The sequence below is a fragment of the Halorubrum distributum JCM 10118 genome, assembly GCF_000337335.1.
GTDB classification, from domain to species: Archaea; Halobacteriota; Halobacteria; order Halobacteriales; family Haloferacaceae; genus Halorubrum; species Halorubrum distributum.
This window is the reverse complement of sequence record NZ_AOJN01000018.1, coordinates 59,575-73,577: the sequence shown is the minus strand read 5'-3', so window position 1 is coordinate 73,577 and position 14,003 is coordinate 59,575. Positions and strand designations below refer to the sequence as shown.

The 14,003-nt window shown below is 67.3% G+C and carries 15 protein-coding genes and 2 tRNA genes; 11 read left to right on the top strand and 6 right to left on the bottom strand.

Translation table 11 applies throughout. The features are described from left to right. Window positions 1-12: 12 nt before the first annotated feature. The 3 genes from C466_RS02415 to C466_RS02405 form a co-directional block, all read right to left on the bottom strand. On the bottom strand, window positions 13-1,191 hold the full coding sequence (locus C466_RS02415; protein WP_004597060.1) for an inorganic phosphate transporter: 1,179 nt from the start codon (window positions 1,189-1,191) through the stop codon (window positions 13-15). A 706-nt stretch (window positions 1,192-1,897) separates the two neighbouring features. Beyond that, window positions 1,898-1,968: transfer RNA gene (locus tag C466_RS02410), tRNA-Gly, on the bottom strand. Window positions 1,969-2,059: 91 nt separating this feature from the next. Then, window positions 2,060-2,806, bottom strand: a complete 747-nt coding sequence (locus tag C466_RS02405; RefSeq protein ID WP_004597061.1) for an enoyl-CoA hydratase/isomerase family protein — start codon at window positions 2,804-2,806, stop codon at window positions 2,060-2,062. A gap of 59 nt (window positions 2,807-2,865) precedes the next feature. Between C466_RS02405 and C466_RS02400 the strand changes: the two genes are divergently transcribed. From C466_RS02400 to C466_RS02380, 5 genes are all read left to right on the top strand, one after another. Continuing rightward, window positions 2,866-3,531, top strand: coding sequence for a DUF7114 family protein (locus C466_RS02400; RefSeq protein WP_004597062.1), 666 nt, complete (start codon window positions 2,866-2,868; stop codon window positions 3,529-3,531). Window positions 3,532-3,629: 98 nt separating this feature from the next. After that, window positions 3,630-3,701, top strand: a tRNA-Thr gene (locus C466_RS02395). Between the two features lie 134 nt (window positions 3,702-3,835). Continuing rightward, window positions 3,836-5,053 (top strand): RNA-guided endonuclease InsQ/TnpB family protein, encoded by a 1,218-nt coding sequence (locus C466_RS02390; protein ID WP_049908366.1) that lies wholly within the window; start codon window positions 3,836-3,838, stop codon window positions 5,051-5,053. A 275-nt stretch (window positions 5,054-5,328) separates the two neighbouring features. Beyond that, a complete protein-coding gene (locus C466_RS02385) occupies window positions 5,329-5,610 on the top strand; it encodes a ribbon-helix-helix domain-containing protein (protein ID WP_004597064.1) in 282 nt (93 codons plus the stop codon). Then, window positions 5,603-5,887 carry a type II toxin-antitoxin system RelE family toxin gene (locus tag C466_RS02380; protein WP_004597065.1) on the top strand — a complete coding sequence of 95 codons (285 nt, stop codon included), beginning with the start codon at window positions 5,603-5,605 and terminating at the stop codon, window positions 5,885-5,887. The genes C466_RS02385 and C466_RS02380 overlap by 8 nt, the downstream gene beginning before the upstream one ends. Window positions 5,888-5,909: 22 nt before the next feature. On the opposite strand, the gene C466_RS02375 is transcribed toward C466_RS02380, so the two are convergent. The 3 genes from C466_RS02375 to C466_RS02365 form a co-directional block, all read right to left on the bottom strand. Continuing rightward, entirely contained in the window at window positions 5,910-6,347 is a 438-nt protein-coding gene (locus C466_RS02375; protein WP_004597066.1) for a hypothetical protein, read from the bottom strand. Next, entirely contained in the window at window positions 6,340-6,915 is a 576-nt protein-coding gene (locus C466_RS02370) for a DUF7342 family protein (RefSeq protein WP_004597067.1), read from the bottom strand. The genes C466_RS02375 and C466_RS02370 overlap by 8 nt, the downstream gene beginning before the upstream one ends. A gap of 126 nt (window positions 6,916-7,041) precedes the next feature. Next, the gene (locus C466_RS02365; RefSeq protein WP_004597068.1) at window positions 7,042-7,458 is read right to left on the bottom strand and encodes a protein-tyrosine phosphatase family protein; all 417 of its coding nucleotides are present in this window, start codon (window positions 7,456-7,458) and stop codon (window positions 7,042-7,044) included. Window positions 7,459-7,578: 120 nt separating this feature from the next. Here C466_RS02365 and C466_RS02360 point away from each other — a divergent pair, with 120 nt between their 5' ends. From C466_RS02360 to C466_RS02335, 6 genes are all read left to right on the top strand, one after another. Then, window positions 7,579-8,583 (top strand): hypothetical protein, encoded by a 1,005-nt coding sequence (locus tag C466_RS02360; protein ID WP_004597069.1) that lies wholly within the window; start codon window positions 7,579-7,581, stop codon window positions 8,581-8,583. A 78-nt stretch (window positions 8,584-8,661) separates the two neighbouring features. Further along, window positions 8,662-9,600, top strand: a complete 939-nt coding sequence (gene lipA, locus C466_RS02355; protein WP_004597070.1) for a lipoyl synthase — start codon at window positions 8,662-8,664, stop codon at window positions 9,598-9,600. Window positions 9,601-9,744: 144 nt separating this feature from the next. Next, the gene (locus tag C466_RS02350) at window positions 9,745-10,866 is read left to right on the top strand and encodes a branched-chain amino acid ABC transporter permease (protein WP_004597071.1); all 1,122 of its coding nucleotides are present in this window, start codon (window positions 9,745-9,747) and stop codon (window positions 10,864-10,866) included. Next, entirely contained in the window at window positions 10,863-12,212 is a 1,350-nt protein-coding gene (locus C466_RS02345; RefSeq protein ID WP_004597072.1) for a branched-chain amino acid ABC transporter permease, read from the top strand. The genes C466_RS02350 and C466_RS02345 overlap by 4 nt, the downstream gene beginning before the upstream one ends. Beyond that, on the top strand, window positions 12,205-13,203 hold the full coding sequence (locus C466_RS02340) for an ABC transporter ATP-binding protein (RefSeq protein WP_004597073.1): 999 nt from the start codon (window positions 12,205-12,207) through the stop codon (window positions 13,201-13,203). The genes C466_RS02345 and C466_RS02340 overlap by 8 nt, the downstream gene beginning before the upstream one ends. Then, window positions 13,200-13,943, top strand: a complete 744-nt coding sequence (locus C466_RS02335) for an ABC transporter ATP-binding protein (protein ID WP_004597074.1) — start codon at window positions 13,200-13,202, stop codon at window positions 13,941-13,943. Before C466_RS02340 ends, C466_RS02335 begins: the two co-directional genes overlap by 4 nt. The last annotated feature ends 60 nt before the right edge of the window (window positions 13,944-14,003 follow it).

Sequence of the window (14,003 nt, the reverse complement as noted above, 5' to 3'; positions counted from 1 at the left end):
GTGACTGCCCTCTCAGAACTGACCCTGCCAGACGAAGGTGAAAAGCAGGGTGAACGTCACCAGCGCCCCCACGGTCGAGAGGATCGGCACGATGTTCTGCATCAACACGACGCGCGCGCTCGTGCCCGGGTTGAACAGGTCCGAGGCCGAGGGGATGTCGCTCGCGTCCCCCTCGCCGATCTCCGGCATCTCGTCGGCCGTCAGCGCGCCGACGGAGACCTTCGGCTCCTTCTCGCCTTTGATCCCCTGTCGCACCGTCACCGTGCGCGTCGCGCGCCCCCAGCCCAGTCCGACGATCGACATCGTCGCGATGATCACGAACGAGGCGGGGATGCCGACCGCAGAGAGGCTGATGACGATCCCGGAGGAGACGACGGCGACGACGATGGCGGCCGTCAGCGGGAGGTCGGTGATGTCGTTGCCGAGCGTGTCGAGCGTCCGCCGGGCGATGGTGAACGCGCCGACCGCGACCGCGGCGCTCCCGAGGAGGATCATCGGCGTCATCTCCACGCCGTCGAGCGCGACGAGCGGCGCGATGGCGTTCGCGATGTTCGAGGTGCCCGAGGAGAACGCCATCAGACAGCCGATGGAGATGACGACGATCCCGCCCGTCAGCTCGCGCCGCGTCGTGTTCGGACCGAGGACCGGCCGCGGGATCAGTCCCGAGCGGTCGAACTCGAACAGCGCGCCCTCGGTGCTCTCTATCGCCACCCAGCGGTCGATCGCGGAGTAGAAGTAGCGCCCGACGACGCCCGACACCCAGAACCCGATGATCGGCGCGACGAGCCACCAGATCGCGATCTCGCCCATCACCGCCCAGTCGAGGGTGTTCGTCGCGATCCCCAGCCCGGCGATGGAGCCGACCGCCGTCATCGACGTCGACGCCGGCACGCCGGCGAAGTTGCCGACGAACAGCGCGCCGCCGATGAAGAAGAGCACGATGATGCTCGTCTCCAGCGTGAACACGTTCGCGCCGGTGACGAGGTCCTCGCCCAGCGTCGTCACCACGCGCTGGCCCAGCGTCCCCGCGCCGATGAAGAAGAACACCGACATCAGCGCCGCCGCGCCCGCTTTCGATATCACGTCCGCGCCGACCGCCGGCCCGAACGCCGGTCCCGTCGTCGCCCCGCCGATGTTGTATCCGACGAACGCCGCCACCGCGACGCCGACGAGAAGAAGAAGCTCAACCATATACGCGAACAGAGGACACACGCGCTGTTAAACGGACGGGGTCTGTCTCCGTCGGCCGCGCACGCATTGCGCCCGCGGGTGGTCACGAGCGAGACGGGCGCGAACGCGGACGGTATTTAAATGACGGTGCGATCCGGTGCGACTTACTTATAAATGAACGAGGCGGTGGCGCGTGCCGACGAGCGGCCGCCCCCGGCGGCCGCGAGGAGCACGCGCGAGGGAGTCGCTGGCGGCCGGAGCGCAGCGAAGGCCGCCAGCGACGAGGCTGGAGAGGCGTGAGGCGCTGTGCGGAGCGGTACGGGGCGGGACTCAAAGGGGCAGTCGCGAGGCGGGCGCAGACGACGCAAGCACCGCAACGAGGGAGCGGTAGCGACCGAGTGAGGAGCGCAGCGAGTGTGCGTCCGCCTCGCGGCTGGGGCTTTGGAGGTGTGCTCCGCCGATCTGCCGCCGATTTATAAATAACTGATAGCGTTCAAATCTCTCTCGGCGATTTTCCTCGCTTCTCTCGGAAAATGCACCGGCCGAGACTCCCGCGAGCGGAGCGAACGGGAGTCAAGCCGGGGCACGACTGAAAGGAGTGCACCGGCCGAGATTTGAACTCAGAATCAGACGTGCTCGCTCACGGCTCGCTTCGCTCGCCCGTTCGCTGCGCGCGACTGATAGCGTTCAAATCTCTCTCGGTGATTTGCTCACTTCGCTCGGAAAATGCACCGGCCGAGATTTGAACTCGGGTTGCAACCATGGCAAGGTTGCGTGATACCACTACACTACCGGTGCGTGCTTCGCATCTCGCAGTTGGTCGGAGACTCACTTAAACCTGTCACATCGGGACTGCGGTGCGTCGTTGCCCTCGTCGCCGCTTCGTCGCTCACTCTCCCCGCAGTCGCGCGATCTCGTCCGCGTGCGCGTCGTGAAGATCGGCGAACGCGGCGGCCTCCGCATCTTCCTGCGTCCCGCTCTCACGCCGGTCACGCATCCGCCGCTTGATCGCCGCGAGCGCGTCGGCCTCGCCGGCAGCGATCTCGTCGGCCACCGAGCGCGGATCGTCGACGACGCGCGAGACGAGCCCGGTCCGCAGCGCGGCGTCCGCGTCGAGGACCCGCCCCGAGAGCGCGAAGTCGAGCGCGTCGCCCTCACCCATGACGCGAGGGAGCCTGACGGTCCCGCCCCAGGCGCCGAACAACCCCAAGGAGACGCCGGGCTCGGCCAGCGTCGCCCGCGGGGTCGCGATCCGGACGTCCGCCGCCAGCGCCAGTTCGACGCCGCCGCCGCGGGCCGGACCGTCGATCCCGCAGACGACGACCGACGGCGACTCCTCGATGGCGGCGGCGACACGCTGGCCCCGCCGCGCGAACGCCTGCGGGTCGTCGAGTGTGGCGACCGCGTCGAGGTCGGCGCCGGCGCAGAAGGCGTCGCCCGCGCCGCGGAGGAGCGTCACCGGCGGGTGCGCGGCGTCGCGGTCACCCGCGTCGCGGTCGCCCGCGTCGCCCCCGCCTTCGGTCTCCGCGAAGGCCTCGCGCAGGGCGGTCAGGTCCGCGGGGCGGAGCGCGTTGCGGGCCTCGGGGCGGTCGAGCGTGACGACGCGCACGTCGCCGTCGGTTCGGGTCCGGATCACGGTACGGGATTCCGTTCGTTTCCAAAGGTCTTTGCCCTTCGCTCGTCTATCGAACAGCAATGGACGATGCCGCGCGAGCGCGTGACGCCGCGCGCGAGGCGCTCGCGGACGTGGAACCCGAACAGCTCCGCGAGGCCCTCGACGCCCGACTCGTCGACGCCGCGGTCACCCCCGGGGTGCTGGCGTTGGTCACGGCTCGCGCGCTGGAGCCGGAGGTCGACCTCGCGGACGTGGCCGACCGCGCCGCGGGCGTACAGCTCATCTACGAGGGCCTGCGGCTCACCCGCACGGTGGCCCGCGAGGAGCCGTGGGTGACCGCGCCGACCGCCGCGGCCGACATCGACGCCGACATGGAGATCCTCGCCGCCGACGTGCTCGTCTCGCGCGGCTTTTCGCTTCTGGCCTGTACCGACGCCGCCCGGCCCGCGGTCGACGTGGTGCGCGCGTTCGGCCGCGACCAGACGCTCCGCGACCGCGAGGGGACGGACGCCGAGACGGCAGCGGGACTCGACCGCAACCTGGAGGTGGACGCCCTCGAACTCGCGGTCGTCGCCGGCACCACCGCGGTCGGCGGCGACCCGCCCGAGGAGCTGCTCGAATACGCCCGCGACCTCGCGGCCGACTGCGACGGGGAGTTCCCGCCCGCGGGTCGGGCGCTGCCGGACGCGACCGCCGACCGCATCGCCGACATCTCCGAGCGGGCCGTCAGCGCGACCGATCGGTGACCGGTGCGGTGACGACGGACGACACCCCTCGGATTCCCCGACGCCGCGCCCGGGAATCGAAACCCATAAAGTCGAATCCGGTCAACGACAGTTTGCGTGCCTGGGTAGCTTAGCGGTAAAGCGCGTCCTTGGTAAGGACGAGACCGGGGGTTCAAATCCCCCCTCAGGCTTTTCTTATTCTCCGCACTTTCACGTCCTCGAGAGTACGTTTCGCGAAGAGTTCTGATCAGCGAACTCGGTGAGGGCAGTGAAGTTCCTGTGACACGAGATAATCACTAAGTACCATACTGCGGTATCGAGAGACGTGGCGGACGAGTACCTGAGACGTACCGCAATTACTCGCCTAACTCTCACCAGCGAACAGAGAACGCTGCTCGACACCACCATCTCTGAGTGGAAACGCGCCTGTAACATCAGCAGTCGTATCGGATGGAGAGCAAATGAAGCGCGGAAAACACGTCTTCAAAAGCTCGCCTACGACGAGGTGCGAGAAGAGACACGTCTCGGGAGCCAACACACGATACTCGCCACTCATCAAGCCGCAGCGGCACTCAGCGGCATCGATGATATCGAAGCTCTCGAAGAGGATTACGCCACCTCTCGGCCGGAGTTCACGGCAGACACGGTGAAGTACGACACGCGCACGATGACGTTGTTCGACGACGGAACCGTCTCTCTTTCTACAGTCGGAGACCGTATCCGATGTGAACTCGTGCTGCCGGACGACGAGAACGGATACCAATACCAGTACCTCGACAGCGAGGCGTGGGAGATCACTGAATCCACACTCTCACGGCGCGATGGTGGGTACTACATTCACTTGGGGTTCCGGAAACCCAAGCCCAAGAAACGAGCCGAGATACGGGATGACACCGAGGACAGGACAGTTCTCGGCGTCGATCTCGGTATCGAAAACATCGCGACCACCTCGACAGCGTACTTCGCATCCGGTGACGAACTCCGGCACCGACACCGAGAGTTTGAGCGAATCCGCGGTCGGCTCCAACGGACGGGTACACAGTCCGCGCACCGAACGATTCAACAGATGAGTGGGCGGGAATCGCGACACGTCCGGAACACGCTTCACGAGGTCGCCAACGACATCATCGACGAGGCCCTTGAACACGACTGCGAGTACATCGCCTTCGAGAACCTCCGGCACATCCGAGACTGTGCGCCTCGGGTGAAGGAGTTCCACCAGTGGGCGCATCGACAGCTCGTGGACATGGTAGAGTCCAAAGCGGACGCGGAGGGGCTCCGTGTCGTGTACGTGTCACCGGAGAACACGAGTCGGCGGTGCCCGGAATGCGGTCACACGAGTGAAGGGAACCGAATCGTGCGCTCGGAGTTCGAGTGCCAATCGTGTGGTGAGACGGGGAACGCGGACTACGTCGGCGCGAAGAACGTCGGATGGAGGTACGTCCGTCGGGGCCTACAGTCGTCTCGGCGGACGGGCGACAGTCAACTCGCCCTGAAGTCAGGAACCGTGACGCCGAATCGGGGATTCGTCCCGAGCGACTGACCGTCGATGGAGGCAGAGTTCACTGACAAGTTTCGCGTCATCATTCGCGGGACGGTTGACATCTCGGCCTAGGCTTTCTCTGCGCTTGCTTTCTGTCCGCGTCTACCTGTCTCGACAAGATCCGTCTTCGAGTCGGCCCTCTCGCTACGCAGCGTAGCTCGTACCGAGAGACACTCTCTCGGGACACACAGCGCGACGTGACTCTCCAAGGCGGTTAGGTGGTGAATGTGGTCCCGCCGAAACGACTATCGGTAAGACCAGCGTATTACGTCTATATGTCTGAAGCGACTACAAACGACGACGGCGGCGACGACATCGCCACGGTGAACTTCAAACTCACCGAGTCGTTCCTCGAACAGATAGACGATACGTGGCAGGGACGCGGGTTCAACAGCCGGAGCGAGTTCATTCGGTACACGCTTCGGGACGCCGTCGAGTTCCCGACGTTCGACCGCGACGAACTCGTTGCCCTGCTCGAAGCCGAGGAGGACATCCGCGAGGGTCGAACGACGAGCGCCGAGGAGGCCCGCGAGCGGTTCGGCACGAGCGATGAGTGACGACGGGTGGACGTGGGAACTCTCCTCGACCGCCGAAGACGACCTCGACGGACTGTCCCCCGCCGACCAAGACCGGATACTCGACAAGCTCGATGAAATCGTCTCCTCGCCGTGGCGCGACCCGCCGGACTACGGTGAGCCGCTCCAGAACAGCCCGTACAAGAAGGTACGCATCGGGGAGTTCCGGCTCTCCGTGAGCTTCCGGCAGGACGACCACCGGCTCGTCGTCGCACGCGTCAAACGTCGAGGCGGCGCGTACACCGCTGACGACGACTGAGTGAGTTCATCCCCTCAGAACGTCACTCGTTCCAGAAGGCACTGATCCTGTCATCGAGATCGGTTAGGACAGTTGTGAGTACGTTCCGCCAGTCGTCAGAATAGTCGGCATCCTCTCCGAGAGTCGACGCATTTGGGGGTGGATGGAAGTGCTCGCGGGTATTGTGATCATTCGGGTGGCAGTCCCATCGGCACTCCCACTCGTTGCCGGTCTGGTATTGCTCCGAATAATGGATGCTGAAGTCGTCGGTCTCGAACCATCGGATCCGTAGATACGCGCGGGTGACGCCGCCTGGAAAGTATCCGAGATCGTAGTCAGCGACGACTGCGTTCGGCGCGTATTCCGGTCGCGTCTGGATGGCGTCGAACCGATCGCTGCGAGCGAGATGCGTAGCAATCCGGTCGAGAATTTCTGTATCGATGGGACCGCGACTGGGTGGGTCAGCCGTGTCCTCAGGCATCGACCGGACCGGGCTTGCTGCCAGCGACCGGGTCGTTTCGGCGTGCTGCGTCGAGGAGTGTCGCTCGTCGTTCGAGCGTCTCCCACTCAGAGAGCGCTTCCCAAGCTGCCTCGGTGGACAGATTCTGCTCCCGAGTCGCGTCGACGAGGGACACCTCGTCCGGGTGCGTTGCATCGAACTGCGCTCGGTAGTCCTCGATCTGATTGAGCGTATCGTCGAGGGAATCAACGATCTCCCGCTCGGAGTATTCCTCGCGGATCCGGTCGACGCGTCGCCACTGGAAGTACGCGTCGTTGCGTTCGTACCGGACCGGACGACCGTCGTGTCGCTGTACTATCCCCATCTCGTCGAACCACGCTAAGTAGTCCCGTGCCGTTTCAGTGCCGCAATCGGCACGCTCGGCGACCGTCGAGACCTTCGTCGGCGTACGAACTCCGACGACGACGTCGAGAAGTCGTTCTCGGATCGGTCCGTCCCTGAACAGTGTGTCAAGGGGTTCCAGTTCGTCGAGATTAGGTGGAGACTCCTCACCGTCGTACGCATCGTCGGGGATATCTGTGGAGTCCATGCGTGAGAGTCTCCGTACAGCAGCCTACTGGGTCTGTCGATTTATATCTGTGGCACACTGAATTATTTCTGCTTACACTGTGTTCATGCGTAATTCCGGCCGACGCCCTTCCTGCGACGTCGCGCCTCACTCGCGCTCCTGCGTCGCGAACGTCGCCGCCCGCCGGATCAACGCGTCGTGCGGATCGACCTCTGGCCGCCGCGCCAGCACCTGCTCGAACGCCTCGCCGAGGTCACGGTCCGTCAGGCGCGTCGTCGCGGCCGCGGCGACGGCCGGACTGCGCGAGGCGCCGGCCGAACAGTGGACGAGGACGCGCTGCCCGGCCTCGCGTCGCTCGACGACCGTCTCCGCGGCGGCGACGAACGACTCGGACTCGTTTCGCGGCCCGTCCGTCATCGGGACGTCGACGCGAGCGACGGTCCCGGTGTCCGGATCGTCGTGCGTGAGGGAAACGACGACGTCGATGCCGCGGTCTTCGAGAAGTCCTCCGGCTTCGGCGTCGGAGACGGTCCCGACGAAGAGTCCCGCTGTCACCTCGTCCATCGTGAGATACGCTGTTGTCCGTCTATCGGCACGCGCTGTTAAGTGCTCCCGCACACCGGCGCTCTCATCGAGCTCACCGCCGTACACCGTTTTTATTCCCCTCCCCGACCGACACGCGACATGGGCAAACACGAACGCGCCTGGGTCGAGGCGACCGAGCGGCTGACCGCCCAGCTCGCGAACGACGCGGAGCCGGACGGGGACCTCGAAGCGGAAGGCCGACCGGACCTCGCAGAGGCCCTCGCCGACCGCATCAGGGCCGACTTCCCGGACCGGACCGCGGTCCGACACGCCGGCAACTCCTACGACTCACTGGGTGACCTCATCGTCGAGTCGGACGGCGGGAGCGAGACGTTCCTCGAAGCGAAGTTCGTCGCGAGCGGCGGGACGCGGGCGAACCTCGGGCAGGACACCCTGACGCAGTTCGAGCTCTTCGAGGACGCCACCGCGTGGAGCGACTTCCGCGAGGAGATCGGCTTTCCGGAGGACCGGGAGGCACTGCTTCAGGAGTTCGACGACTACCCCGATGACGTCCGCGACTGGTCGTACAAGTCGGCGGTGTACGACCGCGCGAAACACCTCAAGAACGTCCTCGACGTGTCGCGGGGCCAGAACACCGGCTCCCGGGCGGACGAGGTCCTCGCCGACCCGGACGCGACGGAGACGGAGCGGGAGGCGGCGCGGATCGTGAACGCGATCCTCGAACTCGACCGCGAGGAGAAGCTGGCGTACTTCGACCACCTGCGCGAGGCCGAGCAGAACCCGCGCAACGTCGAGACGTTCGCGCACCTGATCGTCTGCGGCTACCACACCGCCGACGCGCTGCGGGAGCACTTCGATACGGACCTCGACGAGATCAAGCGGCTGCTCGAAAACGACTCTTACCGGCTGTACGAGGTGGACAAGAACAGCGGGACGGTGTCGGTCGAGAACCCATCGGAGCTGCTCGCGGGCTTCGAGTGGGCGGACACGCGCGTCGAGATCCCGGAGGACGGCACCTCCGTGAGCGTGGTGACGGGGCCGCCCGGGAACCGGCGCCGCGTGTTGAACATCGCGTACAACTGGAAGAACAAGTTCCAGGGGATCCAGACGCCGTCGATGAACGTCTTCGTCCCCGAGGCGTAGGGCCGTCGGGACGAGTCGAGTCCGCGGCGCGCCCCCGCCGACCCGCACGCTTTTGCGCTCGGGCGCCAAGGATCGACCATGCAACGCGGCCGCCGAAAGCCGGACTGGCTGAAGTCGCGCCCGCCGTCCGGGAGTCGGTTCACCGAGATCAAGTCCACCCTCCGCGACCGCGACCTCCACACGGTCTGCGAGGAGGCGAACTGCCCGAACATGGGCGAGTGTTGGTCGGGAGAGGACGGCCCCGGCACGGCGACGTTCATGCTGATGGGCGACCGCTGCTCGCGCGGCTGTAACTTCTGCGACGTCGAGACGGGCGGGATGGAGGCGCTCGACCCCGAGGAGCCGGCGAACGTCGCGGACGCGGTCGCGGAGATCGGGCTCGACTACGTCGTCCTCACGTCCGTCGACCGCGACGACCTCGCGGACGGCGGGTCGGCGCACTTCGCGGAGACGATCCGTGCGATCAAGCGCCGGGACCCGGAGATCCTCGTCGAGACGCTCATCCCCGACTTCCAGGGTGACCCCGAGGCGATCGACCGCATCGTCGACGCGGAGCCGGACGTGATCGCGCACAACGTCGAGACGGTCGAGCGGCTCCAGTGGCCGGTCCGCGACCGCCGCGCGAACTACGAGCAGTCGCTCGCGGTCCTCGACCGGGTCGACCGCGAGTCCGACATCCACACCAAGACGAGCCTCATGCTCGGCGTCGGCGAGTACGACCACGAGGTGTACCGGACGCTCGGCGACCTCCGCGAGGTCGGCGTCGACGTGGTCACATTCGGCCAGTACCTCCAGCCCTCCCGCTCGCACCTCGACGTGTTCGAGTACGTCCACCCGGACGTCTTCGAGACGTGGCGGCGCGTCGCCGAGGAGGAGTTCGACTTCCTCTACTGCGCGTCGGGCGCGATGGTCCGGTCGTCGTACAAGGCCGGCGAGCTGTTCGTCGAGGCGCTGGTGCGCGAGGGCCGGTCGCCCGAGGACGCGCGGCGCCACGCGCGGGCCGCGGGCGGAGACTGACGCGAAGTAGAAACTCCACCGAGTTCGACCGCGGACTCCGCCGGGACCGTCACAGCTGTCAGGGGGTTTTGAGGTCTCGACTTTTGTCCGAACAGCGAGTTATTTACCTCTCGGTGACTCACCCTGCGTCAGTGAGACGTACACATGGGAACAACTGACTCGTCGATCGTCGACTCGGCGCGGGCCCGGCCGGGGCTTCTCTTCGTCGCCCTCCTCGGCGGCCTGCTTCTCGTCGACCTCGCGGCGAAGCTCGCGGGGGTCGGCCTCGGCCCGATCGGCGGGTCGATCTCGGTCGACCGGCTCGGCTCGAACCTCTGGAACGGCGTCGTGATCGGGCTCGTGATCGGGCTCGCGGGCATCGGGCTCTCGATGACGTACAGCATCCTCTCGTTCGCGAACTTCGCGCACGGCGACCTCGTCAGCGTCGGCGCGTTCTCCGGCTGGGGCGTGGCGTTCCTGATCGCCGGCCTCGGCGACGTGTCGGTCCGGGCGCTCCTGACCGTCCGCGACGCCGGCAACGCCTCGCCGGGCGACATCGGCGCGCACATCCTCACGACGCCCGGCGCGATCCTGGTCGGACTGCTCGCGGCGTTCGTCGTCACCGCGCTGCTCGCGGTGGCGCTCGACCGCGCGTTCTACAAGCCGATGCGCGACCGCGACGGGATCTCGCTGCTCATCGCCTCCATCGGCGCGGCGCTCATCGTGCGCTACCTGCTCCAGTTCGTTTACGGCTCCGACCGCCGTGGGATCACCGCCAGCGTCGACGCGTCGAACCTCGCGTTCGACCCGCTCGGGCTCTCGGTGAACGCCCACGAGCTCACCATCCTCGTGGCGGCGGTCGGGCTGATGCTCGCGATGCACGGGATGCTCCAGCACACGAAGCTCGGCACCGCGATGCGGGCGATGGCCGACAACAAGGACCTCGCGCTCATCACCGGCATCCCGGCCGAGCGCGTCGTCACCGCGACGTGGATCATCGGCGGCGGGCTCGCGGGCGCGTCGGGCTACCTCTACGTCCTGCTCCGCGGGACGATCCAGTTCGACTTCGGGTGGCTCCTCCTGCTGCTCATCTTCGCGGCCGTGATCTTGGGCGGGATCGGCTCCGTCTACGGCGCGATCGTCGGCGGCCTCGTCATCGGCGTCGTGTTCACCACCTCGACGATCTGGATCCCGTCCGACTTCAACCAGGCCGCGGCGTTCGGCGTGATGATCCTCATGCTGCTGTTGCGCCCCGAGGGGCTCTTCGGCGGGGTGACGACCACATGAGCGACGCGAACGCCCCCGACGGCTCCGCGTCCGGACCGTCCGACGGCACGTCCGACCCGCCCGAGAGCGCGACGGCGGCGGTGGTCGAGGCCGCCCGAGAGAGCGACCTCGGCCTCGTCGTCGGGACGCTGCTCGCCATCTACGCGGCCGCGACGCTGCTGACGTTCACCGACGGGCTCAACAGCGTCGCCGGGCTCATGGAGACGCTGACGTTCCTCGGTCTCGTCTACGCGCTCACCGCGCTCGCCCTCAACCTCCAGTGGGGGTACACCGGCCTCTTCAACATCGGCGTCGCCGGCTTCATGGCCGTCGGCGTGTACACGATGGGGATGGTCGTCCGGTCGCCCGACCCCGCGTTCGGCCCGCCCGGACTCGGGCTGCCGCTCCCCGTCGGGATCGTCGCCGGCATGGGGATGGCGGCGCTGCTCGGCGCGGTCGCCGCCCTTCCGGCGCTCCGGCTCAAGGCCGACTACCTCGCCATCGTGACGCTCGGGCTCTCCGAGATCGTCCGCCTGTCGCTCCAGTCGAGCGCCTTCGACAACTTCCTCCGCGACACGATCGGCGCCGGCACCGGCGGCGGCCGCGGGATGGGGATGCCGGACAACCCCGTCCGCGAACTGTTCCTCGTCGACGGACAGGCGGGGACGCCGACCGCGCTCGGCGACCCCGTCTTCGGCGTCTTCGGGAACGGCGGGCTCGGCATCTCGCACCCGATCCTCATCGGCTGGGGGTACATCGCCGTCCTCGCGGCGTTCCTGGTCGCGTTCTACCTCATACTCGAACGCCTCGGCCGCTCGCCGTTCGGCCGGACGATGAAGGCGATCCGCGAGGACGAGCTCGTCGCTAACTCGCTCGGCAAGGACGTGAACCTCGTGAAGATCAAGGTGTTCGTCATCGGCTGCGCGCTGATGGGACTCGCCGGCATCCTCTGGTTCGGCAGCCAGGGCAACGTCTCGCCGACCCCGCAGTTCCGGCCGCTGTTGACGTTCTACGTGTTCATCGCGGTGATCATCGGCGGGTCCGGGTCGAACACCGGCTCCGTCCTCGGCGGCATCGTCTTCGCCGCGGTCCTGTTCGAGGGCCCGCGGCGCGTCGGCGGGACGGTGCGGGGCCTCATCGACGCGGAGACGCCGCCGTCGTTCGGCGACGCCCTCGTCTCGCTCGACCCGGTGACGTTCCTCGCGTACGCGACCGACAACATCGCGCCGCTCCAGTTCGTCTTCCTCGGGCTGGTGCTCGTGTTCATCATCCACCGTCGGCCCGAGGGGATCCTCGGCGACCGGATCGAGACGGCCGCGGCCGTCGACCTCTCGGAGCGGCCGACCGGAGGTGAGTCCGATGAGTGACGCGCCCGACCGGAGCGACAGCGGCGACGCGAACGACGCCACTGACGTAGACGACGCGTCGGAGGCGGTCGATGTCGCCGACGCGAACGACGCCGCCGGCCCGGGAGAGCTCGGCGCTGCCGAGACCGTCGCGGCGACGGACGGGCCCGGCGACGAACCGGAGTCGAACGACAGCGCGGTCGAAGAGGCGGCGAAGCACATTCCGTCGGGGCCCCCCTCGGGGACACCGCCGCTCCGCGTCGAGGGGCTCGTGAAGCGGTTCGGCGGCGTCACCGCCGTCGACGGGGCCTCCTTCGAGGTGGAGTCCGGGTCGCTGACCGGCCTGATCGGGCCGAACGGCGCCGGGAAGTCGACGACGTTCAACTGTATCACCGGCGTCCACGAGCCGACCGCCGGCAAGGTGTACTTCGAGGGCGAGGACATCACCGGGCTCAAGCCGTATCAGATCGCCCGGAAGGGCCTGGTCCGGACCTTCCAGATCGCCCGGGAACTCGCCGAGATGACCGTGCTGGAGAACCTCATGCTCGCGCCGCAGGGCCAGCTCGGCGAGTCCGCGATCCGCGCGGTGACGCCCGGGCTTCGCGGCGGGGTGGTCGAGGAGGAGACCGCGCTCCGCGAGCGGGCGTGGGAGACGCTGGAGTTCTTCGAGATCGACCACCTCGCGCACGAGCACGCGGGGAACCTCTCCGGCGGCCAGCGGAAGCTGCTGGAGATGGCCCGCGCGCTGATGACCGACCCCGAGATGGTGCTGCTCGACGAGCCGCTCGCCGGGGTCAACCCGACCCTCGAGGAGAAGCTCTTGGATCGGGTCCACGACCTGCGCGCTGACGGCTACACCTTCCTGCTCGTCGAACACGACATGGACGTCATCATGAACAACTGCGAACGCGTCATCGTCATGCATCAGGGCAGCGTGCTCGCCGAGGGGACCGGCGACGAGATACGGAACGACGAGCGGGTCATCGAGGCGTACCTGGGGGAGGACCTATGACCGCCGACGCCGGCACCGGACACGCGATCGACGGCGATGCGATCCTCAGAATTCGGGACCTCGACGCCGGCTACGGCGATCTCCAGATCCTCTCCGACGTGGTGCTGGACGTCGCCGACGGGGAGTACGTCACCATCGTCGGTCCCAACGGTGCCGGCAAGTCGACGGTGATGAAGACCGTCTTCGGGCTCACGACCCACATGGGCGGCACCGTCGAGTTCGAGGGGAAGTCGATCCAGGGGCTCGCGCCCGAGCGGATCATCCGCGAGGGGGTCGGGTTCGTCCCGCAGAACGACAACGTGTTCCCCGGGCTCAGCGTCCGCGAGAACCTCGAGATGGGCGCATACATCCTCGACGAGGTGCCGGAAGACCAGATCGAGACGATCTACGACCGGTTCCCCATCCTCCGCGAGCGCAGCGACCAGAAGGCCGGGACGCTCTCGGGCGGCCAGCGGCAGATGGTCGCGATGGGGCGGGCGCTCATGCTCGACCCCGACCTCCTGCTGCTCGACGAGCCCTCGGCCGGGCTCGCCCCGGACCTCGTCTCCGACATGTTCGACCGGATCGACCGGATCAACGACTCGGGGACGGCGGTGCTGATGGTCGAGCAGAACGCGAAGGAGGCGCTCCGCCGATGCGACCGCGGCTACGTGCTGGTGAACGGCGAGAACCGCTACACCGACCGCGGCGACGTGCTGCTCGCCGACGAGGACGTGCGCCGCGACTTCCTCGGCGGATAGGCGGCGGCAGCGCCGGCGGCGACGGGGAGGCGCGACGCCTCTTACGGCCGGCGCGACGCG

Excerpts from the sequence above, each read along its gene's own strand:
- C466_RS02415 (WP_004597060.1), bottom strand. The coding sequence starts at position 1,191 with ATGGTTGAGCTTCTTCTTCTCGTCGGCGTCGCGGTGGCGGCGTTCGTC.
- C466_RS02400 (WP_004597062.1), top strand. The coding sequence starts at position 2,866 with ATGGACGATGCCGCGCGAGCGCGTGACGCCGCGCGCGAGGCGCTCGCG.
- C466_RS02385 (WP_004597064.1), top strand. The coding sequence starts at position 5,329 with ATGTCTGAAGCGACTACAAACGACGACGGCGGCGACGACATCGCCACG.
- C466_RS02380 (WP_004597065.1), top strand. The coding sequence starts at position 5,603 with ATGAGTGACGACGGGTGGACGTGGGAACTCTCCTCGACCGCCGAAGAC.
- C466_RS02375 (WP_004597066.1), bottom strand. The coding sequence starts at position 6,347 with ATGCCTGAGGACACGGCTGACCCACCCAGTCGCGGTCCCATCGATACA.
- C466_RS02370 (WP_004597067.1), bottom strand. The coding sequence starts at position 6,915 with ATGGACTCCACAGATATCCCCGACGATGCGTACGACGGTGAGGAGTCT.
- C466_RS02365 (WP_004597068.1), bottom strand. The coding sequence starts at position 7,458 with ATGGACGAGGTGACAGCGGGACTCTTCGTCGGGACCGTCTCCGACGCC.
- C466_RS02360 (WP_004597069.1), top strand. The coding sequence starts at position 7,579 with ATGGGCAAACACGAACGCGCCTGGGTCGAGGCGACCGAGCGGCTGACC.
- lipA (WP_004597070.1), top strand. The coding sequence starts at position 8,662 with ATGCAACGCGGCCGCCGAAAGCCGGACTGGCTGAAGTCGCGCCCGCCG.
- C466_RS02350 (WP_004597071.1), top strand. The coding sequence starts at position 9,745 with ATGGGAACAACTGACTCGTCGATCGTCGACTCGGCGCGGGCCCGGCCG.
- C466_RS02345 (WP_004597072.1), top strand. The coding sequence starts at position 10,863 with ATGAGCGACGCGAACGCCCCCGACGGCTCCGCGTCCGGACCGTCCGAC.
- C466_RS02340 (WP_004597073.1), top strand. The coding sequence starts at position 12,205 with ATGAGTGACGCGCCCGACCGGAGCGACAGCGGCGACGCGAACGACGCC.
- C466_RS02335 (WP_004597074.1), top strand. The coding sequence starts at position 13,200 with ATGACCGCCGACGCCGGCACCGGACACGCGATCGACGGCGATGCGATC.